The organism is Trichococcus patagoniensis, from assembly GCF_003051085.1.
GTDB classification, from domain to species: Bacteria; Bacillota; Bacilli; order Lactobacillales; family Aerococcaceae; genus Trichococcus; species Trichococcus patagoniensis.
In genome coordinates, this window is record NZ_QAOM01000001.1 from 90609 (window position 1) to 110488 (window position 19880).

Here is a 19880-nt window from a genome sequence, read left to right on the forward strand (position 1 = left end):
AAGGTATACTGTTAACATAGCTTTTGGAAGGGGCGGATTTATTAATGGAAAAAATTGGGTTTATCGGAACAGGTGTCATGGGCTCGTCCATGATCAGACATCTTTTGAAAGCGGGCTATCCTGTCCATGTCTATAACCGAACGAAGAGCAAAGCCGATGCGGTCATCGCTGAAGGTGCAAAATGGTGCGATACGCCGGCCGACGTGACAGCGAAAGCAGATATCGTCATCACGATGGTAGGCTATCCGACAGACGTTGAAGAGACCTATTTTGGCGAGACCGGAATCTTCTCGCAAGCGGATGACCACCATATCCTCATTGATATGACAACGAGTACGCCGACTCTGGCGGAAAAAATATATGCTTTCGGAAAAGAAAAAGGCATTGCTACTCTGGATGCTCCGGTATCAGGGGGAGACAAGGGTGCGCAGAACGGAACGCTCACAACGATGGTCGGCGGAGATGAAGGAACATTCGATGCCGCAAAAGAAGTCCTCTCCGTATTTTCCAGTAAGGTGATGCTGCAAGGGCCAGCCGGCAGCGGACAGCACACAAAAATGGCAAACCAGATCATGGTGGCCGGCACGATGACCGGCATGACCGAATTGCTTGTTTATTCGAAAGCTGCCGGATTGGATTTGGAACGCGTAATCGATCAAGTCGGTTCCGGCAGTGCCGCAAACTGGTCTTTGAAGAACTATGGCCCTCGGATCCTGAAGCAAGATTACACAGCAGGGTTCTTCGTCAAACATTTTGTGAAAGACCTTAAGATCGCACTGGATGAAGCGGAGAGGATGGGCATCAATTTGCCGGCTACAAGACAGGCAGCGCTCCTTTACGAACAATTGGCGGGCAAAGGTTTCGCTGATGACGGTACGCAAGCACTGGTGAAGCTTTGGTGGGGCGAATAAGGCGCAATGCTCAAATATTGATTTTCTTAGGTAAATTACAGTAAATTGATGCGCAGTCAGAAAAAAAATGCTAGAATAAATAAGAAGTTAGTCTTGAAAGGGGAAATATCATGAAACCTTCACAGCTCTCAGCGATCCTTCGTCGCCTAGAAGTAATGATGGAAGACAATGGTGATGTCGAAATCCGTCGTTTTGAAAAAGCAGGCGTAGAACGTTGCGTCGTTAAATACAACCGCGATACGGAAAGTTTTGAATTGGAAGAACACGATTCAAACCAAACTTATCAATTTGATGATCTTGATTTAGTTGCCATCGAAATTTACGAATTATTACAAGATTAATTCATCCATCCTTGCATGAACTAAGGCAGCGGGAAAATGAGCCGACTCATTTTCCCGCTGCCTTTTTTTTGTCTTTTCCATTATTCATGGGAATAAAGTGGCAATCATTAAAATTTTTTAATTTTTATGTAGAGTAATTCCGCAACATTCAGTATACTGTGTAATAAGGAAATAATTGAAGAGGTGGAATAATGGCAAACAAGATTTACGTAGGTTTATTAGGACTAGGAACGATAGGGACTGGCGTTGCCCGCATCATCGGTGGCCACCAGAATAAAATCAAGCAAGTCGTCGGACAGGAAGTAGTCATCAAAACCGTTCTGGACCGCGATATCGAAAAATGCAAAACGTTCTTTGGCGAGTCTGTTCACTGCACGGATAATTTTGATGAGATTTTGAATGACGAAGAAATTTCGATCATCGTAGAATTGATCGGATATGTTCCGGCAGCAAAAGATTACATCTCCAAAGCATTGGCGGCTGGGAAGCATGTCGTTTCAGCAAACAAAGATCTTGTGGCTTTGCATGGGAAAGAATTGGTCACGCTGGCGAAAGCGAACAAATGCGATTTCTTGTATGAAGCAGCTGTTGCTGGAGGTGTTCCGATCTTGCGTGCCATCACGGAAAGTTTCGCTTCCGACAATATCCAAAAAGTCATGGGGATCGTGAACGGTACGACCAACTTCATGATGACAAAAATGGACAAAGAGGGCTATTCTTACGATGAAGCCTTGGCGTTGGCACAGGAATTGGGCTTCGCTGAAAAAAATCCGACTAGCGATGTCGATGGATTGGATGCAGCGCGCAAAATGGTCATTTTGGCTCGTCTTGCCTTCGGAACGAATGATGTGACTTTGGATGATGTAGCAGTGACGGGTATCCGCAATGTTTCCATCAACGACATCAAGTTGGCGAATCGTTTAGGCTACAAAATCAAGTTGATCGGTACTGCCGAAAAAATCGACGACAGTGTCAACGTGGAAGTCGGACCGGTATTTGTTCCGGAATCGCATCCTTTGGCCAGCGTCAACAATGAAATGAATGCTGTCTTTGTGGCTGGAGAAGCTCTTGGGGAAACAATGTTCTACGGAGCCGGAGCTGGCGAGTTGCCTACCGCAACAGCCGTCGTCAGTGATGTGATGAATATCGCTAAAAATATCCTTATGGGAATAACTGGTAACATCTTTAATGAATATGAGGTAGAGACCCGAATCGCGAAGCCTGAGCAGGTCATCAATCCTGTATTCATGCGCTTGGAAGTTACCGATCGTGCAGGCCAATTTTTGGAAGTGGCGAAAATCTTCGCCACTGCAGAAGTGAGCTTCGATAAGATTATCCAAGAGCCATTGGCAAACGGTAAAGCGATCATTGTCATCGTTACGCATCCGATGTCGAAAGCGCAAGAAAATGAAATCATCCAAGCGATGGAAGATAATGATGATATGAAATTGAAAGTCCATTTCAAAGTATTGGAACATTGATCGGATTTCTTTTGTATTTCGAACACACTAAAGAGTAAGAAATGATGGACCATCGTTCTTTTGGAAAGGATTGATTAGTAGGATGTTTGATATCCGTGTACCGGCAACTTCCGCCAATTTGGGGCCAGGTTTTGATTCCCTTGGATTGGCTGTATCATTATATTTGACATTGACTGTAAAAGAAGAGGCCGATGAGTGGGAAATTCTTCATGATTTGGGAGCGGGGATCCCGACTGATAAAACGAATCTGATTATTGAAACCGCATTGTCTTTGGCGCCGAATATGGCACCAAGGAAAATCACGATGACGAGTGAAGTGCCTGCTGCCAGAGGTTTGGGCAGCAGTTCAGCTGCCATTGTTGCAGGGATCGAGTTGGCCAATCAGTGTGCAGGTCTGCAATTGAGCATTGATGATAAAATTCAAATCGCGACACGCATCGAAGGCCATCCAGACAATGTGACGCCTGCGATCACGGGGGATTTCACTGTCGGAACTGTTCTGGATTCCAAAGTATATTGGACGAAGGCAAGTTTCCCTGAGGTTGCCTTGGTAGTGACGATTCCGGAAAAGGAATTGTTGACGAAGGCGAGCAGGGCCGTTTTGCCGGATTCCCTTCCGTTCAAGGAAGCTGTCAAAGGCAGCAGCATCTCGAATATGCTGGTGGCGGCTGTTTTCTCGGGTGACATCGAAAAAGCGGGCGCATTGATGGAGCAGGATGTCTTCCATGAGCCTTATCGTGGCGCCTTGGTTCCGGAGTTGAGTCAAGTCCGGGAATTGGGACATGCGATGGGAGCGTACGGAACTTACCTGAGTGGTGCCGGCACGACGATCCTCACAATGATCCATCCTGAAAAAGCCGCAGCATTCGTTGCTGCGGCAAAAGCCGCCGTCAAAAACAGTGAAGTCAAGTTGCTGCATGTTGAAAAAAATGGTGTGCAAGTAATCAAATGATAGTGGGCCCGAGGAGTAAAATCCTCGGGTTTTTTGTTTTTTTGGTTAGTGCCCGCAAGCTTAGGGCCGAAAGCGTGCAGAAAAGATGAATAACAGAAAGTTATTCATCTTTCCAGGTCGCGCGGGAGCGCAAAAGATGGATAACAGAGAGTTATTCATCTTTCCAGGCCCAAGCGCAAGCGTCCGCTTTGTGTTAGCCCTCTTAGTGCTCATCCCCTCCCGCAAATCATCACACTCTCGCGAATCATCACACTCTCGCGAATCATCGCGCTCTTGTATTTTTTTGTTTATGCTTTATAATGTTACTGGAATGGGGTTATAATATACAATTGGATAGTAGTGAGGCTGGGTCAAAACTTTTTTGTGGGGTACAGGATGCTTTTTTCGGATTGTGTGCCGTGCAGTTTTTCGGTTTTGGGGCGCGACTTGGAGGGATTTCTCTCGGGTTCTGCTTGAAAAGTGACGTTGTTGCTTTTTCCCGTCCTCTTATTTTTTTGATGAGGAGACATTATGTTAAATAAATTCAAACCGACATGGATGGTGGAGTCCATCTATCACATCACTCCGGAACAACTTGAAAAGAACAACATCAAAGGTTTGCTGACCGATCTGGACAATACCTTGATCGCCTGGAATAATCCGGAAGGGACACAGGAATTGAAGGATTGGATCGCTTTGATGAAAGAAAATGCGATACCTGTCGTCATCATTTCCAACAACAGCGATAAGCGCATCAAGATAATCGCGGATAAGCTGCAATTGTCTTATGTGCCAAGATCCATGAAGCCTTCCCGCCGCGGCTACATCAAGGCAGCAGAACAGCTGCAGATTCCGTTGGACCAATGCCTGATGGTTGGGGACCAATTGCTTACGGATGTTTTTGGCGCAAATCGAGCGGGAGTCAAGAGTGTGTGGGTAATGCCGATCATCAATTCGGACGGATGGAATACGCGCATAAACCGATTCTTTGAAAGAAAACTGCTGAAACGATTGTTGAAAAATGATCCAGGAATGATATGGAGGAAATCACTTGACTAAAGAAGAATTAACAGAAGATCTCTATTGCATCGGCTGTGGGGCGAAAATCCAGACCGATGATCCGACCGAACGAGGGTATACCCCGGCGGCCGCTCTGCAAAAGGGATTGGATTCCGGGCAATTATATTGCCAACGCTGTTTCAGATTGCGCCACTACAATCAGATGGAAAAAGTGTCCGTCACGGATGATGAGTTTTTGGCTATGCTGAACACCATCTCGATGGAAGATGCCTTGATCGTCAACGTCATCGACCTGTTTGATGTATACGGCAGCATGATCCCCGGATTGCATCGCTTTGCGGGGGGAAATAAAGTGTTGGTGGTCGGAAATAAAGTGGATGTTTTGCCGAAGTCGGTCAAACTGTCCCGTGTGAAGCAATGGTTGACGGAACAAGTGCAGTCAGTAGGCTTGCGCCCGGTTGATGTTGTGCTGGTAAGCGGCAAGAAAGCGACGTCCATCGATGATTTGTTGGAAACCATCGAAGAGCATCGGGATGGCAGAGATGTTTATGTCGTGGGCGTTACGAATGTAGGTAAATCCACTGTCATGAACCAGATTATCCGTGCGGCTACAGGCAACAAGGAAGATGTCATCACGACTTCCCAGTTCCCTGGCACAACGTTGGATCAGATCCGTATTCCTTTGGACGATGGGCATTTCCTCATCGATACGCCGGGGATCATCCATCATCATCAAATGGCGCATGTGCTGAGCCCGAAAGAATTGAAGCTCGTAGCGCCGCAACACGAAATCAAACCGATCACTTATCAATTGAACCCGGAGCAGACGCTGTTCTTGGGCGGCGCATCGCGCTTTGACTTCATCAGCGGGGAAAAATCGTCCTTCACTTGTTATTTCTCGAATGACTTGAAAATCCACCGCACCAAATTGGAGAAAGCGGATGAATTTTATGCAAAACATCTGGGGACCCTTCTTCAGCCGCCGTCTGTGGAAGACGCGGAGAATTTCCCGCCGTTGGTCAGACGTGAGTTCAATGTCAAAGTACCGTCCGATATCGTATTTTCCGGATTGGGATGGATTACTGTCCGCAAACCGGGTAAAGTCGCAGCATGGGTCCCGCAAGGCGTGGACGCTGTAATGCGCAAACCGATCATATAATCAGAAAAGCGGAACGGGTTCGTTCAGCCCTGAGAGAAATTTAGGAAATCGTGCCGACTGAGCATCGAAGAGCGCAATAGGTACGATTTATCTAATTTCCGAAGGGCTAACCCGTAAAGCTAGCCAACACTTTGGGATGCACGGAACATTTTACTAACTCGTGAAATACCAACGGTGATGCACTTTTGAATAAAAATAATTTTTCTAGAATATAAAGACTGAGGTGTCAAATGGAATTAAGAGGCAAACAAAAACAATATTTGAAAAAAGAAGCGCACCATATGAATCCGCTCTTCCAAGTGGGTAAAGGTGGATTGAACGAAGAGATGCTTTACCAAATCGGGGAAGCATTGGAAAAAAGAGAATTGCTGAAGATCGCTCTTCTGCAGAATACGGATGAGGAAACGGAAGATGTCGCTGCAGTGATCGAAGAAAAACTGCAAGCGAAAGTCGTCCAACAGATTGGGCGCACGCTTGTGTTGTTCAAACCATCAACCAAAGAAAAAAATCGTCGTTATTCGACTGTCGTTGAAAAAATCTAAAGGCAGGCCAATCCATATTTTATTGAGGTGAGAAAAAATTGATCACAACTTTAAATTTGATCGGACAAACGGATTATATGATCATCGAAGAAACCGAGGTCGAGACGCAGATTGCTTTCCAGGACCGGAAACGCATCGGCATCATGGGAGGGACCTTCAGTCCGCCCCATTTAGGCCATCTGATCGTCGCGCAGCAGGTTGGGGAACAACTCGGCTTGGATAAGATCTATTTCATGCCCGATGCCGAGCCCCCTCATGTCGATGAAAAAGAATCGATCCCGGCGAAGCATCGCGAGTCGATGGTGCGGTTGTCCATTTCGGGCAATCCGCTGTTCGATATCGAAACAATCGAGTTGGAGCGGGGCGGTAAGAGCTTCACGATCGATACGATGAAACTATTGACTTCCATGCATCCCGACACCGATTATTATTTCATCATCGGCGGTGACATGGTGGAATACTTGCCGAAGTGGGAACGCATCGATGAATTGGTGCAACTTGTGCAGTTCGTTGGCGTCGCCAGGCCGGGATACGGAAGGGAAAGCATCTATCCGATCATTTGGGTTGATGCGCCGTTGATCGACATCAGTTCGACGGAAATCCGCAAGATGGTCAAAACCGGCCGCTCGATCCGTTATTTGGTGAAAGAGGACGTCAAAGACTACATTTTGAAAGAAGGACTCTATCTCGATGACGAATACTGAGCTTGCATATACAGGAATCTATACGGATTGGACGCGGGAAGCCATTTTGGCGGAAGTGGAAAAACAGATGAAGCCCTCGCGTTTCCAGCATGTGCTGCGGGTTGAAGCCTGTTCCATCCAATTGGCGGAAAAATATGGTGCATCCGTGGAAGCTTGTTCGTTGGCCGCTCTCCTGCACGACTACGCGAAAGAACATGCTGCAGAAAGCCTGAAGGAAATCGTCCTGTCCAAAGGGATGGCCAGCGAAATGACCGGTTACGGCAGCGAAATCATGCACGGACCTGTCGGCGCTTATTATGCCGAAACGGTATTCGGAATCACGGATGAGGACATCCTTGACGCGATCCGCCAGCATACAATCGGTGGCGAGATGATGACGCTGCTCGGGAAAGTCCTCTTCATCGCCGATTACATCGAATCGGGACGCGCATTCAAGGGCGTAGACGAAGCCAGAAAACTGGCTGAGGACAGCCTGGATGAGGCAGCTTATTTTAAAATAGAAAAAACAATCATCCATCTGGTGAAGAAAGAACTGCCGATTTATCCCGGCACAATCTATGTCTACAACAGTTGGATCCAAAGAAAAGTGGGGAAATCATAATGAAAATGACAAGTGAAGAATTATTGGAAGTAGTGGTTAAAGCAGCAGATGACAAATTGGCTCAGGATATCATGGCATTGGATGTACGCGGTTTGACATCGATCGGTGATTACTTTGTCGTCATGAACGGCCGTAATGAAAAGCAAGTCGCTGCAATCGTGGAAGAAATCGTGCAGAGTGTTGCCAAAAACAAAGGTGAAGTCAAAAATGTTGAAGGCAAAGATTCAGGCAAATGGACATTGATCGATCTGAACGACGTCATCGTGCATGTATTCAACCATGAGGAACGCGGCTATTACAACATCGAAAAATTATGGAGTGATGCACCAATGGTTGACATCTCGGGGATGGTCACTGAGCAATGAGTTACGACATCTTTGCCCATTACTATGATGAAATAATGGACCAGTCTGTCTACGACAGCTGGCTTCTTTATGTTGAAAAATATACAGCCGGGAAATCCGGTCTGGACATCATGGAATTGGCATGCGGGACAGGGAAGATTGCAGTGGAATTGGCGAAAAAAGGCCATCGGGTAACGGGGGTTGATCTCTCCGACGAAATGCTTTCGCTTGCATACAACCGGATGCAGGAAGAAGGCGTTACGCTTGCGTTGGCGGTAGGGGACATGCGTTCATTGGAGCCGATGGGGGATTTTGACGTCGTGACGTGCTTCTCCGATTCGCTTTGCTACATGTCTGATGAAGCTGAAGTGGCGGAAGTCTTTCAAAGCGTCATCCGGAATCTCGGACCTGGCGGTGTTTTTTTGTTCGACGTCCACTCGATGCATCAAGTGAATAACGTTTTTCCGGGATATCAATACATCTATCAGGATGAAGCGGGAGCCTTCCTCTGGGAAAGTTTTGCCGGCGATGCCGCGAACAGTGTCGAACATGATTTGACTTTCTTCGTGGGATCCCAGAACAATCCGGAATTGTTTGAACGCCATTCGGAATACCATCGCGAACGAACGTACCCGTTGGAAGTCTACAAGCGGCTCCTTGAAGAAGCCGGATTCACCGATGTGACGGCTACAGCCGAATTTGGTGAAGCTGACGTGCGCGAGGAAAGTCCGCGCTGGTTTTTTGCCTGCAAAAAAGCTTAAGCAAGCCAAGGTGAAAAACTGCGAAACCATACAATGAAACCAAAGGGGGCGCTTCGATGAAAGCCTGTGGTGTAATCGCAGAATACAATCCTTTCCATAACGGTCACCGCTATCAATTGTCGGAAGCCAGACGGATGACCAACAGCGATGTCATGGTTGTCGCAATGAGCGGCAATTTTGTCCAAAGGGGCGCGCCCGCTCTGTTGGATAAATGGACGCGTGCGGAAATCGCGTTGCGGAACGGTGCCGACATCGTCGTGGAAATGCCGATTTTGGGGAGTGTGCAGTCCGCGGATCTGTTCGCAAAAGCAGGCATCCGCTTGTTGCAGGCGATGCAGTGCGATGCCTTTGCATTCGGTGCTGAAGAAGGAACAGCGGAAGATTTCGTTTCGCACAGCCGCTTCTTGCGAGAACACGAATCGGAAATCGATCGGATTTTTCAGACTTACCGAAATGATGGCAGAACCTATGCTGCGCAAATGGAAACGGCCATTGCCGAAGTCTTGCGCCCACAAGGTTCTGCTATTTCCTTTTCAACGCCCAATAATCAGCTTGGATTGGCGTATGTCAAAGAAAATGAACAATTCCCCGAACCGATGGAAACGGCCATCGTGCTTAGGCGCGGTGCCGGACACAACGACAGTGATGCTTTCGGACAAGAATTCGCAAGCGGGACCGCCATTCGCGAATGGTCACTCCACCACGGAAAAGAAACCGAAAGGAAGGACATTGGCAGGTTTGTGCCGCGAGCGACGTTAGAGGCGCTGGAAAGGCGTCCTCTGCTTGATTGGGCGCCATACTGGGTGATGCTGCAATATCAGCTCATGCTGCTTTCGCATGCGGAACTCCGGAACATCTATCAAGTTGAAGAAGGCATCGAATACAGATTGAAAAAAGAGGCTGAGGATGCAGCTGATTTTATGGCCTTCATTCGGCGCATGAAGAACAAGCGTTGGACCTGGGCCCGGCTGCAGCGGATCTGTTCCTATATCCTGTTGGGGATAACCAAAGCGGAAGCGACTACTTTCCAGGAAAAAGAAGGTACTATCCGCTTGCTCGGATTTACGGAAGCCGGAAGACGCTATCTGAACATCTTGAAAAAAAACACGGAGACCCCTATCATCACGAAATTGCGTGAGCCATATACAGCGGACTTGCAACTGGAAATCAGGAGTGACCGCATCTATCGTTTGGGAGCCATTCCGGTTTTGGAGGAACAGAATTTCACCCGGTCGCCCATTTACATCCGCAACGAGCCGAGGGATCAGGACTAAGTTTTTTAAAAAAATTAATGAAAACTTTAATGAAAAATCGCAAGAAGCGTTTGACTGGCCACAATCAAAGAAATATAATGGATAGGTTAATAGATGCTAGAGCCTTTAATGTTCGGTTCTAGGCACTAAGGAGGACAATCAAATGAGCGAAGAAGCCAACTCCGTCAGTTTCGTTCCCGTAATCGTAGGGGGGAACAGAGGAGCCTATAGTTTGGCGAGAGCTTTCTATGAAGCGTATCAAGTTAAAACGAATCTTATCAGCCCGATGATCATAGGCCCTATCGGCAATTCCCGCATCATCAAGCATTACATCCAACCGGGAATCGATGACCTGGATCATTTTTTTGAGACCATTCAGCAAATCGGCCGTGACTATCCGAATATGAAAAAAATCATCTTCGGGGCAGACGATCGCTATGCAGAACTGTTGATCCGAACGAAGGACCGCTTCAGTGATGATTGGATCATTCCATATGTGGATGAAGATGTCTTCCTGCGGGCGACCAATAAGGAAAGTTTTTACGCCATCTGTGAAAAAGCAGGTGTTCCTTATCCTAAGACTGTAGTCATGGATGAATTTTCACTGGGCTTGCCGTTTGAATTTCCGATCATCATCAAGCCTTCGAACGCCATCCTGTACCAGGGGCTGCATTTTGAAGGCAAAGAAAAAGTCTTCATCGGACGGGATGAAAAAGATCTTGAACGCATCTATCATTTAGTGCGCGACAACGGCTACACAGACAACCTGATCCTGCAGGAGTACGTGCCCGGCGATGACACCTATCTTGGTGTCGTGACGGTCTACACCTCGCCAAGGGACAAGGAAATCAAGCTGATTGCGTTCGGCCATATCCTCTTGGAAGACCATACGCCATCCGCCATCGGAAACCACCTGACGATTTGGGCAAGGGAAGAGCAGAAGATTGTTGCTTCCGTTCAAAAACTGATTGCGGAAACCGAGTTTTATGGTTTCTCCAATTTTGACGTGAAGTACGATGAGCGCAAAGATGACTATGTTTTCTTTGAATTGAACGGGCGTCTTGGCGTCAGCAACTATTATGTTACCGCCAGCGGGAATAATGTTGCGAAATACTATGTTGAAGATTACATAGCCAAGAAAAAACTTGGGGTCACGATCAACACGAATGAAGCCTTGTTCACTATGACACCAAAGAATCTTTTGCTGAAGTATGTCAAGTCCGATGTATTGCGGAAAAAAGTAAAAGAGCTGTACAAAGATGGGAAAGTAGTGCACCCTTTGGATGCGCCTTTTGAAGTCAGCCCGAAAAGAAAATTCTATGTGCTGGCTTCCAAATTCAATTATTACAAAAAATTCAGAGAGCATCCGCCAGAGGAATGAGCTGAATCAAGAAACAAACGGGAAACGAGGGATGAGAAAGTATGAAAAAATTTTTTGGTATTCTTGGAGGAATGGGAACGCTGGCGACGACCAACTTTCTTGTTGAAATGAATAAGCGTCATTTCCCCGAAAACGACCAAGATTATTTCAATTACATTCTGATGAATCACGCTGATATTCCAGATCGTACGGAATATATTTTGGATCCGACCAAACCGAATCCGGTGGAAGCGGTGATAGAAGATGTTCATATGTTGAATCTTCTTCAGCCAGAATTCATCATCATGCCCTGCAATACTATCCATTATTTCTTCGATGATATTCAAAAGGAAACGGATATTCCGATTCTGAATATGATCGATCTTACGGTCGACTATATTGCGGAACACTATGAGGGCGCAAAAAAAGTCGGATTATTTGCCACAGAGGGAACGCATCAGAGCCGCATCTACGAAAATCGGCTCGTTGAGAAAGGCTACCAAGTGGTATTGCCGGACAGAAAATTACAAGACAAGATCAATAAAATGATTTATTATTACATCAAAGAGCGATCGCATTTATTTTTCCCTTTGTATTACGAAATTTTGGAAGATTTCAAAAATTGCGGTGCGGACATTGTGCTGTTGGGTTGCACGGAAGTTTCATTGATGAACAGTGAAGATGAAGAACAACGCTACCCGATCGTCGACGCGGAAAAGGTGCTTTTGGACAAAACAATCGCGTTGGCCAAAGAATTAAAAGTGTAAAAAAACGTTTTCCTTTTTTGATGTAAAGGAAAATACATTGACAAAGTTTTTTTTCACTAGTATAATTCAATTTGTTATTTTAGGGGTGATGGAAATGAAGTGGCCATTAAAAGAATTACAAGAACATCGTGGTGAACCGTACTATTTCTCTCGGATGATAGACCGGGAAAGTTCATTGATGCAAAGAAATAATGAAATCAAAGCAGTGTCGCCGATTAAGGCGGAAGGTTTCTTATTATACGAAAATCATTCTGTGCTTGCCAATTTCCGAATCGATTTAACGATTACCCTGCCTTCGTCAAGGTCGTTGGAATTAGTTGATGTACCCTTGCAATTAGCAATCGAAGAAGTGTACACTGAAAGTGAATCACTCTATCTCGAGCAGGATACCCCTGCGGAAGTCGTGTTGCCGCTTGAAGGTGATGAAGTGAATCTGGTCCCCGCTATCGAGGACAACATTCTGCTTAATCTGCCTCTACAAGTCTTCACGCCGGAAGAGATGGTGTCCGAGGAAATGCCTAGTGGCGCTGAATGGGAAGTTGTTTCCGAAGAATCTTTCGCAAGAAAGAGACAAGAGGAAAAAACCGACCAGATCGATCCGCGATTAGCTGGTCTGAAGGCCCTGTTAGAAGACGAAGAAAAAACAGAGTGAAATTTTTGACGCTGATTTTTAACTAAATACAGCGATTAGTACAGGGAGGTGTAAGGAAATGGCAGTACCTAAAAGAAGAACATCTAAAGCAAGAAAAGCAAAAAGACGTACGCACTTCAAGTTATCAATTCCAGGCTTGAACGCATGCCCTAACTGTGGCGAATTGAAAAAGAGCCACCACGTTTGTGCATCATGCGGTCACTATGACGGAGAAGTAGTTATCGAAAAACAAAGCTAATCCTGAAATGCCATCCGCAATTCCAGTCAGCAGAATGAATTTTCTGCTGGCTTTTTTTGTTCTCATTTTTCAAGGAGGCATAATTTTCCGGAATGATGTAAAATGTATGTATGCGGGCATATACGCCATATTTTTGTTAAGGAGCGTTGGGATGCAAAACTTCCACTATTTTGAAATTCTGTTGTATGTTTTTCCGATTTTAGAAATCATTCTGATCAATAAATTTTTTAGGTCGTATCTCAGGTACAAACAAATTATCCAAGTGACAGTTGCGGATGTTGTGTTGCCGTTTTTGTTCGTAGGCATCCATCTGCTGAGTGTCTACAGTTTGACGTATTCACTCTTGCCGCACTTTCTGCTGGCGGCTTGCGTCGTCGGTCTGCTGCAGACGCTGTATTTCGACAAACGCAAAAAGATCCATCAGCCGAAGCGGTTCTATCGTTATTTCATAAAAATACTGTTTTTGATGGCACTGCTTTCTTATTACATGTTGGTGCTGTTGCGCATTTATTTCCTTGTAAGGGGCTAGTCCGAAAATTGAAGAATGAGGTGGCACGAAAACATGAAAGTATTATTGTACTCTGAAGGCATGAAATACATCGGGAAATCCGGTTTAGGCAGAGCCATCGAGCACCAGAAAAAAGCTCTCACACTGGAAGGAATATCTTTTACGACAGATTACAGAGATGATTTTGATCTGATGCACATCAATACCTACTTCGGGCAATCTTATCGTCTGTTGCATAAAGTTAAAAAGCAGGGGAAACCGATTGTTTATCATGCCCACTCCACAAAGGAGGACTTCCAGAATTCTTTTATCTTCTCAAATGCGGCTGCACCGCTTTTCAGTAAGTGGATTCTGCACTGCTACAGCCATGGGGATGTGGTTTTGACGCCAACCCCTTATTCCAAAAAATTGCTGCAGCGGGCGGGGTTGCAACAACCGATCATACCGATTTCGAACGGAATCGATTTGTCGTTTTACCAAGCGACTGCGGAAATGGGTGCGTCTTTCCGCCAGAAATACGGGTATAAAGCAACAGACAAGGTCGTCATGTCTGTCGGACTTTACATCAAACGGAAAGGGATCCTTGATTTTGTCGCCTTAGCTAAATCGATGCCTGCTTACCAGTTCATCTGGTTCGGGTACTTGAACCTCCATCAAGTTCCGCGAGAAATCCGTGAAGCGGTAGAGACAAAATTACCCAATCTGCAATTTGCCGGTTATGTGGCTCCTGATGAGCTCCGGAACGCATACTGCGGTGCTGATCTGTTTTTCTTTCCAACCTACGAAGAAACGGAAGGAATCGTCCTTCTGGAGGCTCTTGCCATGGGACAGGAGATTCTGATCCGGGATATACCGATTTATGAAGATGATCTGGTCGATGGCAAGCACGTCTACAAAGGCAAAACGAATGACGATTTCCGAAGGTTGATCAGCGGCATTCTGGAAGGTGACCTGCCTTCTTTGAAGGCTGCAAGCCAGGAGCATATACGCCAGAAGGACCTCAGCTGCATCGGTTCGGAATTGAGGAGTGCTTACGAAACTGCCATCCAGTTACATAAGTCCGATAAAAGCAAAATATCGGTCCCGCAAACAAAATGATAGATGATAACAAATTGATTTCGATTATTTGTCGAAATCAATTTGTTTTTTTTATGAATTGTTCGGGAAAATGTGGTGGAAAGTGGGGGGATGTGGTAGACTGAGAACATATTTGAAGGTGGGGGCGAGTGTCTTTATGTTGATGGGCGAATTCAAACACAATATAGATGCTAAAGGCAGATTGATCATGCCCGCAAAATTTCGTGAGGAATTAGGCGATACGTTCATCATCACCCGTGGTTTGGACGGCTGTTTGTTCGGCTATCCGTTAAGCCAATGGGAGCTGCTCCAAGAGAAATTGAAACAGCTGCCCCTTGCCAAAAAAGATGCGCGTGCTTTTACCCGTTTCTTCTATTCAGCCGCTATGGAAGCTGAATTGGATAAACAAGGGCGCATCAATATCCCTCAAACATTATTGGATTATGCGAAAATTGAAAAAGAATGTCGTATTGTCGGAGTAGCCGACCGTATTGAAATATGGAGCAACGAGAAGTGGGAAGAATTTGCTGATGAGGCTGCCGAAAACTTCGAAGATATTGCTGAAACGATGATCGACTTTGGATTGTAGGTGTAAAAATGGAAAAATTTGAACATTATAGCGTGTTGTTAAAAGAGTCCATCGATGGTTTGAACATCAAACCAGATGGCATCTATGTCGATTGCACTTTAGGTGGTGCCGGACACAGCAGCGTGATTTTATCAAAATTAAATGAAAATGGGCATCTGTATGCCTTTGACCAAGACCGTATCGCTATCGAAAATGCTGAAGCAACGTTGGCGACGTATATCGAAAAAGGCATGGTGACACTCATCAAGGCCAATTTCCGGAATATCAAGGAAGAACTGGAAGACCGTGATGTATTTGGCGTGGACGGCATCCTGTATGATTTGGGAGTGTCTTCCCCGCAATTGGACCAAGCTGAAAGAGGGTTCAGTTACCGTTATGATGCACCACTCGACATGCGCATGGACCAAGAACAGGAATTGACGGCCCGCGTCATTGTGAATGAGTGGCCTTTTGGTGAATTAGTGAAGATTTTTTATCGTTATGGCGAAGAAAAATTCTCAAAACAGATTGCCCGCAAAATCGAAAAAATCAGGGAAACCCAACCGATCGAGACGACCGGCGAACTGGTCGAAATCATCAAAGACTGCATCCCTGCACCTGCCAGAAGAAAAGGCGGACATCCGGCTAAGCGCATTTTCCAAGCGTTGCGCATCGCAGTCAACGACGAATTATCCGCTATTGAAGATTCGATAGAAGATGGCTTGAAGATGCTGAACATCGGAGGGCGCATGAGCGTCATTTCCTTCCAATCCTTGGAGGACCGGATCGTTAAAGTTCTTTTCAAAGAAGCGAGCTCGAAAGAGGAAAGCTTGCTGCTGTTGCCTATTCTTCCCGAGGAATATGAAGCAGACTACAAGTTGATCAGCCGCAAACCAATCATGCCCAACGAGGCGGAATTAAGTGAAAATTCGCGTTCTCAAAGTGCAAAATTGCGTGTCATCGAAAGAGTCAAGAATTAACAGGGGCACCGCAGCTCGGTAACGAAAGATCATCAGTCGGAACGAATAAATTGTGCCTGAGTTGCACTATTTATTGCGGGGGAGGAGAGGATTAAGTGGCATTACCTGAATATAAGGCGGCGATAGCAGAACCGACGCTGCCGAAAAAACTGACAGAACCTAAACAAGGCCAGCCTGAACCGAAAGGCTACAAAGCCGTTAGAGATAAATATGTAAAACTTGAAAAATTTGCCATCACCATCACGCTGTTCAGCGCATTGGTCGTATTGCTGCTGTCACTGGCTACACAAGTGACCCTCTCCAATCAGAACAGAGCGTTACAGGACTTACAAAATGATAGCGTTGCGATCGGTTTAGAAAATCAAAACTTGGAGCAGGAAGTCCAAGAACTTTCAAGATACGATCGCATCATCGAGATAGCAAAAGAACTTGGTCTGGAAATGAATGAAGCAAACGTTAGGAATGTTACGCGATGAAAAAAACAGCTAATCCTCAAAGAAATCGAAAAAAAATGACTCGTATCATGGTTGGTTTGACAGGTTTACTATTTCTTGTATTTATTTTTCGTTTTTCTATGATCATGATCACCAAGAAGGTAAATGGCGAGAATCTAAGCGAGCATGTTAATAATTTATATACCAGAAGTAGTATCCTTGCCGCAAAAAGAGGTACCATCTATGACATAGGTGGTAATCCCATTGCCTTGGATGCTACTTCTTATTCGTTGGTGGCCGTTTTGACCGATGAATGGAGTGAAGATACAGAAAATCCGAATCATATCGTCGACAAGGAAAAGACAGCTGAAGCACTGGCACAATATATCAGCATGAGCAAAGAAGACATTCTGACCATCCTGAACCAAGGGGCCTTGAAGCAGGTCGAATTCGGAAGCGCAGGAACGAACCTGAATTATGCGACCAAATCCAGCATTGAAGCGGAAGACCTTCCGGGCATCACTTTTGAGGAAACGCCATCCAGGCTTTATCCGAACGGGATTTTTGCTTCCCATCTTGTCGGTTTTGCGCAAAGTTCAGCCAGCGAAGAAGAAGCAGACACAAACGAAGAAAAGAAATTGGTCGGCATGATGGGGATAGAATCCCTGTACGATAATGAGCTGGACGGCAGCGATGGTGAAGTCACTTATCAAGAAGATTCCAAGGGCTATCTGATTCCAGGAACGCAGATTCAGGAAAAGGAGCCTGTCGAAGGCGATAATCTTTATCTGACCCTCGACAGTCGCCTGCAGATTTATCTCGAAAGCCTGATGTCGCAAGTGTATGCAGAGGCCGAACCGGAATCGATGACAGCTATGTTGGTCGATCCGGATACAGGTGCGATCCTTGCGGCTTCCCAGCGGCCCACCTTCAACGCCACGACAAAAGATGGCATTGATGCCCAGTGGCAGAATCTGTTGGTGGAGGATACGTACGAACCGGGTTCCACTTTCAAAATTTTGACTTTGGCGGCAGCAGTGAACGAGGGGGTATTCAGCCCGTTTGCGACGTACGCTTCCGGCAGTGTGGAAGTGGAAGGCGGAACCATCCGTGACTACAATAAGGACGGTTGGGGCAATATCACCTATCTCGAGGGATTGGCCCGTTCAAGCAACGTGGCCTTCGTGAAACTGGTGCAAACGATGGGTTACGACGTTTGGGAGTCCTATATGAAAGCTTTCGGCATCGGCCAATCAACCGATTCAGGACTGGAAAATGAAGCAACTGGGAATTACAGCTATACGTATCCGCTGGAAAAGGCGAATACGGCATTCGGACAAGGGGTAACGGTTACGCCTTTCCAATTGATGCAAGCATTTACGGCAATCGCAAATGATGGCACCATGATGAAACTGAACTATCTGGATCGCACAGAAAATCCGAATACGGGCGAGGTCACCGTTAACGAACCGGAAGAAGTCGGATCCCCGATCACGGCGGAAACCGCCCAGACGGTACTGACCTACCTGAAAGAAGTCGTCTACAACGAGAATGGATCCGGACAGGCTTACAAGATCGAAGGGACAGAGATCGCTGCCAAAACGGGTACGGCAGAAGTGGTGAATTCCACAACAGGCGCATATTACACCGGCTACTCCAATTATCTTTATTCGGTGGTCGGATTTGCGCCGGCGGATGATCCCAGCTACATCCTGTATTTGACCATGAAACGGCCTGCCAACTTGGACAGCCTGAATGGTTCCAAGTATTTGTCGGAAATATTCAATCCATTCATGACAAGGGCAATCGAGTATGACAACCTGAATACAGAAGTGACCGGAGACGTCAATCAAGCGTCGATGCCTGAAGTGACAACTATGTCCAAAGATGAGGCGTTGGCGGCCCTGACTGCTGTCGGCTATAATGATACAGCAATCATCGGCAGCGGCAGCCGGATCGTCCAACAATATCCATACGCCGGGACACAGACAATCACAAACCAGAAGGCGATCCTCATGACGGAAGGTGCGATGACGATGCCTGATGTTTACGGCTGGTCAAAAGACGATGTCCTGAAAGTGTCAGAAATCGCAGGCATCAACTTCACTTTTGAAGGGGAAGGCTATGTGGTTTTCCAGAGTCTGGAGACGGGTTCCATCCTGAACGCTGCTACGGAAGTCAAGATCATTTTGGAGTAAGCGTTCAGAAACAACACTCATAAAAACAATCAATCAAAAAATGTTAAACACCTATTAGGAGGAAATCATATGCATTGGACAGAAATGCTGTTGCCTTTATCGATCAGCTTTGCCATTACAATCAGCATGATGCCAATTTTCATCGGCTATTTTAAAGTGAAACAATTCGGACAGATCACAAGGGAAGAAGGCCCGAAATGGCATCAAGTCAAAAGCGGCACACCGACGATGGGAGGGGTCGTCTTCATCATCGCTGCGATCCTTACCGTTATCGGGACAGCGATCTGGAAGGAAGTCCTCACCGTAAAGCTGGCTATGTTGCTGTTCGTGCTGTTGTTTTTTGCAGCTATCGGCTTTTTGGATGATTTCCTGAAAATATTCAAAAAACAAAATGAAGGGCTGACTTCCAAGCAGAAGTTCATTTCGCAATTGGTGGGGTCTTTCGTCTTCGTCGCACTGTTCTACTTGTCGGGTTCGGATCCATTGATCACAATCCCCTTCTTTGGACAGATCCACAACTGGTTGGTGTTCGCTGTATTTACGATCATCTGGATCACAGGTTTTTCGAATGCTGTGAATCTGACCGATGGATTGGACGGATTGGTTGCCGGCACAGCAGGCATCGCCTATACCGCGTACGGCATATTGGCATACCGCCAAGGACAATTGGAAGTATTGCTGTTTTGTATTGCGATCGTGGGCGGCCTGATCGGTTTCTTCTTTTTCAATAAGAAACCAGCTAAGATCTTTATGGGCGACGTCGGCTCGTTGGCGTTGGGCGCAGGACTCGCCGTCGTTTCGCTGGCGTTGCATCTGGAATGGTCCTTGTTGCTGATCGGCCTTGTTTTCGTCATTGAAACAGCCAGCGTCATGCTGCAGGTAGGGTCCTTCAAATTGCGCGGCAAACGCATCTTCAAGATGTCGCCGATCCATCATCATTTCGAAATGAGCGGGTGGAGCGAATGGCGCGTCGTCCTGACTTTCTGGGCTGTAGGTCTGCTTTCTGCAATCTTAGCCTTGTGGCTGCTTGTCTAAGCGAAAGGAGAAAAA

23 protein-coding genes are annotated in these 19880 nt (G+C 46.3%); all 23 read left to right on the forward strand.

Annotated features, from left to right (window positions below; all coding sequences use genetic code 11):
* The first annotated feature begins 44 nt into the window (after window positions 1–44).
* Window positions 45–911 (forward strand): NAD(P)-dependent oxidoreductase, encoded by an 867-nt coding sequence (locus tag C8U37_RS00470; protein ID WP_108031290.1) that lies wholly within the window; start codon window positions 45–47, stop codon window positions 909–911.
* A gap of 110 nt (window positions 912–1021) precedes the next feature.
* The gene (locus C8U37_RS00475; protein WP_086628356.1) at window positions 1022–1252 is read left to right on the forward strand and encodes a YkuJ family protein; all 231 of its coding nucleotides are present in this window, start codon (window positions 1022–1024) and stop codon (window positions 1250–1252) included.
* A 191-nt stretch (window positions 1253–1443) separates the two neighbouring features.
* The gene (locus C8U37_RS00480; protein WP_108031292.1) at window positions 1444–2733 is read left to right on the forward strand and encodes a homoserine dehydrogenase; all 1290 of its coding nucleotides are present in this window, start codon (window positions 1444–1446) and stop codon (window positions 2731–2733) included.
* Between the two features lie 82 nt (window positions 2734–2815).
* The gene (thrB, locus tag C8U37_RS00485) at window positions 2816–3685 is read left to right on the forward strand and encodes a homoserine kinase (protein WP_108031294.1); all 870 of its coding nucleotides are present in this window, start codon (window positions 2816–2818) and stop codon (window positions 3683–3685) included.
* A gap of 510 nt (window positions 3686–4195) precedes the next feature.
* Window positions 4196–4723, forward strand: coding sequence for a YqeG family HAD IIIA-type phosphatase (locus C8U37_RS00490; protein WP_108031296.1), 528 nt, complete (start codon window positions 4196–4198; stop codon window positions 4721–4723).
* Window positions 4716–5843, forward strand: a complete 1128-nt coding sequence (gene yqeH / locus C8U37_RS00495; protein WP_108031298.1) for a ribosome biogenesis GTPase YqeH — start codon at window positions 4716–4718, stop codon at window positions 5841–5843. The genes C8U37_RS00490 and yqeH overlap by 8 nt, the downstream gene beginning before the upstream one ends.
* A 230-nt stretch (window positions 5844–6073) precedes the next feature.
* Complete coding sequence (yhbY, locus tag C8U37_RS00500; protein ID WP_086628351.1) at window positions 6074–6385, forward strand: ribosome assembly RNA-binding protein YhbY; 312 nt, start codon at window positions 6074–6076, stop codon at window positions 6383–6385.
* Window positions 6386–6462: 77 nt separating this feature from the next.
* Window positions 6463–7089, forward strand: coding sequence for a nicotinate-nucleotide adenylyltransferase (locus C8U37_RS00505; RefSeq protein WP_108031485.1), 627 nt, complete (start codon window positions 6463–6465; stop codon window positions 7087–7089).
* The gene (gene yqeK, locus C8U37_RS00510) at window positions 7076–7690 is read left to right on the forward strand and encodes a bis(5'-nucleosyl)-tetraphosphatase (symmetrical) YqeK (RefSeq protein ID WP_108031300.1); all 615 of its coding nucleotides are present in this window, start codon (window positions 7076–7078) and stop codon (window positions 7688–7690) included. The genes C8U37_RS00505 and yqeK overlap by 14 nt, the downstream gene beginning before the upstream one ends.
* The gene (gene rsfS, locus C8U37_RS00515) at window positions 7690–8055 is read left to right on the forward strand and encodes a ribosome silencing factor (protein ID WP_108031302.1); all 366 of its coding nucleotides are present in this window, start codon (window positions 7690–7692) and stop codon (window positions 8053–8055) included. The genes yqeK and rsfS overlap by 1 nt, the downstream gene beginning before the upstream one ends.
* Window positions 8052–8795 (forward strand): class I SAM-dependent DNA methyltransferase, encoded by a 744-nt coding sequence (locus C8U37_RS00520; protein ID WP_108031304.1) that lies wholly within the window; start codon window positions 8052–8054, stop codon window positions 8793–8795. The genes rsfS and C8U37_RS00520 overlap by 4 nt, the downstream gene beginning before the upstream one ends.
* A 56-nt stretch (window positions 8796–8851) precedes the next feature.
* Entirely contained in the window at window positions 8852–10069 is a 1218-nt protein-coding gene (locus C8U37_RS00525; RefSeq protein ID WP_108031306.1) for a nucleotidyltransferase, read from the forward strand.
* 142 nt (window positions 10070–10211) lie between these two features.
* Window positions 10212–11429, forward strand: a complete 1218-nt coding sequence (locus C8U37_RS00530; protein ID WP_108031308.1) for a carboxylate--amine ligase — start codon at window positions 10212–10214, stop codon at window positions 11427–11429.
* A 41-nt stretch (window positions 11430–11470) separates the two neighbouring features.
* Window positions 11471–12175 (forward strand): aspartate/glutamate racemase family protein, encoded by a 705-nt coding sequence (locus tag C8U37_RS00535; RefSeq protein ID WP_108031310.1) that lies wholly within the window; start codon window positions 11471–11473, stop codon window positions 12173–12175.
* A gap of 94 nt (window positions 12176–12269) precedes the next feature.
* Window positions 12270–12827 carry a YceD family protein gene (locus C8U37_RS00540; protein WP_170100134.1) on the forward strand — a complete coding sequence of 186 codons (558 nt, stop codon included), beginning with the start codon at window positions 12270–12272 and terminating at the stop codon, window positions 12825–12827.
* Between the two features lie 58 nt (window positions 12828–12885).
* Window positions 12886–13065, forward strand: coding sequence for a 50S ribosomal protein L32 (gene rpmF / locus C8U37_RS00545; protein WP_086628343.1), 180 nt, complete (start codon window positions 12886–12888; stop codon window positions 13063–13065).
* A 151-nt stretch (window positions 13066–13216) separates the two neighbouring features.
* Window positions 13217–13594: a DUF3397 family protein gene (locus tag C8U37_RS00550; protein ID WP_170100135.1), complete on the forward strand. Its 378-nt coding sequence runs from the start codon at window positions 13217–13219 to the stop codon at window positions 13592–13594.
* A gap of 33 nt (window positions 13595–13627) precedes the next feature.
* The gene (locus C8U37_RS00555) at window positions 13628–14671 is read left to right on the forward strand and encodes an LTA glycolipid anchor biosynthesis glycosyltransferase, IagA/BgsA family (RefSeq protein ID WP_108031316.1); all 1044 of its coding nucleotides are present in this window, start codon (window positions 13628–13630) and stop codon (window positions 14669–14671) included.
* A gap of 136 nt (window positions 14672–14807) precedes the next feature.
* The gene (mraZ, locus tag C8U37_RS00560; RefSeq protein ID WP_086943378.1) at window positions 14808–15239 is read left to right on the forward strand and encodes a division/cell wall cluster transcriptional repressor MraZ; all 432 of its coding nucleotides are present in this window, start codon (window positions 14808–14810) and stop codon (window positions 15237–15239) included.
* Between the two features lie 8 nt (window positions 15240–15247).
* Complete coding sequence (gene rsmH / locus C8U37_RS00565) at window positions 15248–16198, forward strand: 16S rRNA (cytosine(1402)-N(4))-methyltransferase RsmH (protein ID WP_108031318.1); 951 nt, start codon at window positions 15248–15250, stop codon at window positions 16196–16198.
* A gap of 95 nt (window positions 16199–16293) precedes the next feature.
* Window positions 16294–16674: a septum formation initiator family protein gene (locus tag C8U37_RS00570; protein ID WP_108031320.1), complete on the forward strand. Its 381-nt coding sequence runs from the start codon at window positions 16294–16296 to the stop codon at window positions 16672–16674.
* Window positions 16671–18830, forward strand: coding sequence for a penicillin-binding protein (locus C8U37_RS00575; RefSeq protein ID WP_108031322.1), 2160 nt, complete (start codon window positions 16671–16673; stop codon window positions 18828–18830). Before C8U37_RS00570 ends, C8U37_RS00575 begins: the two co-directional genes overlap by 4 nt.
* 69 nt (window positions 18831–18899) lie before the next feature.
* Window positions 18900–19865 (forward strand): phospho-N-acetylmuramoyl-pentapeptide-transferase, encoded by a 966-nt coding sequence (mraY, locus tag C8U37_RS00580; protein WP_108031324.1) that lies wholly within the window; start codon window positions 18900–18902, stop codon window positions 19863–19865.
* The last annotated feature ends 15 nt before the right edge of the window (window positions 19866–19880 follow it).

What these genes read in the sequence shown, in the direction of transcription:
- C8U37_RS00475 (WP_086628356.1), top strand. Translation starts at nt 1,022, where the DNA reads ATGAAACCTTCACAGCTCTCAGCGATCCTTCGTCGCCTAGAAGTAATG.
- C8U37_RS00530 (WP_108031308.1), top strand. Translation starts at nt 10,212, where the DNA reads ATGAGCGAAGAAGCCAACTCCGTCAGTTTCGTTCCCGTAATCGTAGGG.
- C8U37_RS00555 (WP_108031316.1), top strand. Translation starts at nt 13,628, where the DNA reads ATGAAAGTATTATTGTACTCTGAAGGCATGAAATACATCGGGAAATCC.
- C8U37_RS00550 (WP_170100135.1), top strand. Translation starts at nt 13,217, where the DNA reads ATGCAAAACTTCCACTATTTTGAAATTCTGTTGTATGTTTTTCCGATT.
- C8U37_RS00490 (WP_108031296.1), top strand. Translation starts at nt 4,196, where the DNA reads ATGTTAAATAAATTCAAACCGACATGGATGGTGGAGTCCATCTATCAC.
- C8U37_RS00520 (WP_108031304.1), top strand. Translation starts at nt 8,052, where the DNA reads ATGAGTTACGACATCTTTGCCCATTACTATGATGAAATAATGGACCAG.
- mraY (WP_108031324.1), top strand. Translation starts at nt 18,900, where the DNA reads ATGCATTGGACAGAAATGCTGTTGCCTTTATCGATCAGCTTTGCCATT.
- rsmH (WP_108031318.1), top strand. Translation starts at nt 15,248, where the DNA reads ATGGAAAAATTTGAACATTATAGCGTGTTGTTAAAAGAGTCCATCGAT.
- mraZ (WP_086943378.1), top strand. Translation starts at nt 14,808, where the DNA reads ATGTTGATGGGCGAATTCAAACACAATATAGATGCTAAAGGCAGATTG.
- yqeK (WP_108031300.1), top strand. Translation starts at nt 7,076, where the DNA reads ATGACGAATACTGAGCTTGCATATACAGGAATCTATACGGATTGGACG.
- C8U37_RS00575 (WP_108031322.1), top strand. Translation starts at nt 16,671, where the DNA reads ATGAAAAAAACAGCTAATCCTCAAAGAAATCGAAAAAAAATGACTCGT.
- thrB (WP_108031294.1), top strand. Translation starts at nt 2,816, where the DNA reads ATGTTTGATATCCGTGTACCGGCAACTTCCGCCAATTTGGGGCCAGGT.
- yhbY (WP_086628351.1), top strand. Translation starts at nt 6,074, where the DNA reads ATGGAATTAAGAGGCAAACAAAAACAATATTTGAAAAAAGAAGCGCAC.
- C8U37_RS00480 (WP_108031292.1), top strand. Translation starts at nt 1,444, where the DNA reads ATGGCAAACAAGATTTACGTAGGTTTATTAGGACTAGGAACGATAGGG.
- C8U37_RS00525 (WP_108031306.1), top strand. Translation starts at nt 8,852, where the DNA reads ATGAAAGCCTGTGGTGTAATCGCAGAATACAATCCTTTCCATAACGGT.
- rpmF (WP_086628343.1), top strand. Translation starts at nt 12,886, where the DNA reads ATGGCAGTACCTAAAAGAAGAACATCTAAAGCAAGAAAAGCAAAAAGA.
- C8U37_RS00540 (WP_170100134.1), top strand. Translation starts at nt 12,270, where the DNA reads ATGAAGTGGCCATTAAAAGAATTACAAGAACATCGTGGTGAACCGTAC.
- C8U37_RS00505 (WP_108031485.1), top strand. Translation starts at nt 6,463, where the DNA reads ATGATCATCGAAGAAACCGAGGTCGAGACGCAGATTGCTTTCCAGGAC.
- C8U37_RS00535 (WP_108031310.1), top strand. Translation starts at nt 11,471, where the DNA reads ATGAAAAAATTTTTTGGTATTCTTGGAGGAATGGGAACGCTGGCGACG.
- C8U37_RS00470 (WP_108031290.1), top strand. Translation starts at nt 45, where the DNA reads ATGGAAAAAATTGGGTTTATCGGAACAGGTGTCATGGGCTCGTCCATG.
- rsfS (WP_108031302.1), top strand. Translation starts at nt 7,690, where the DNA reads ATGAAAATGACAAGTGAAGAATTATTGGAAGTAGTGGTTAAAGCAGCA.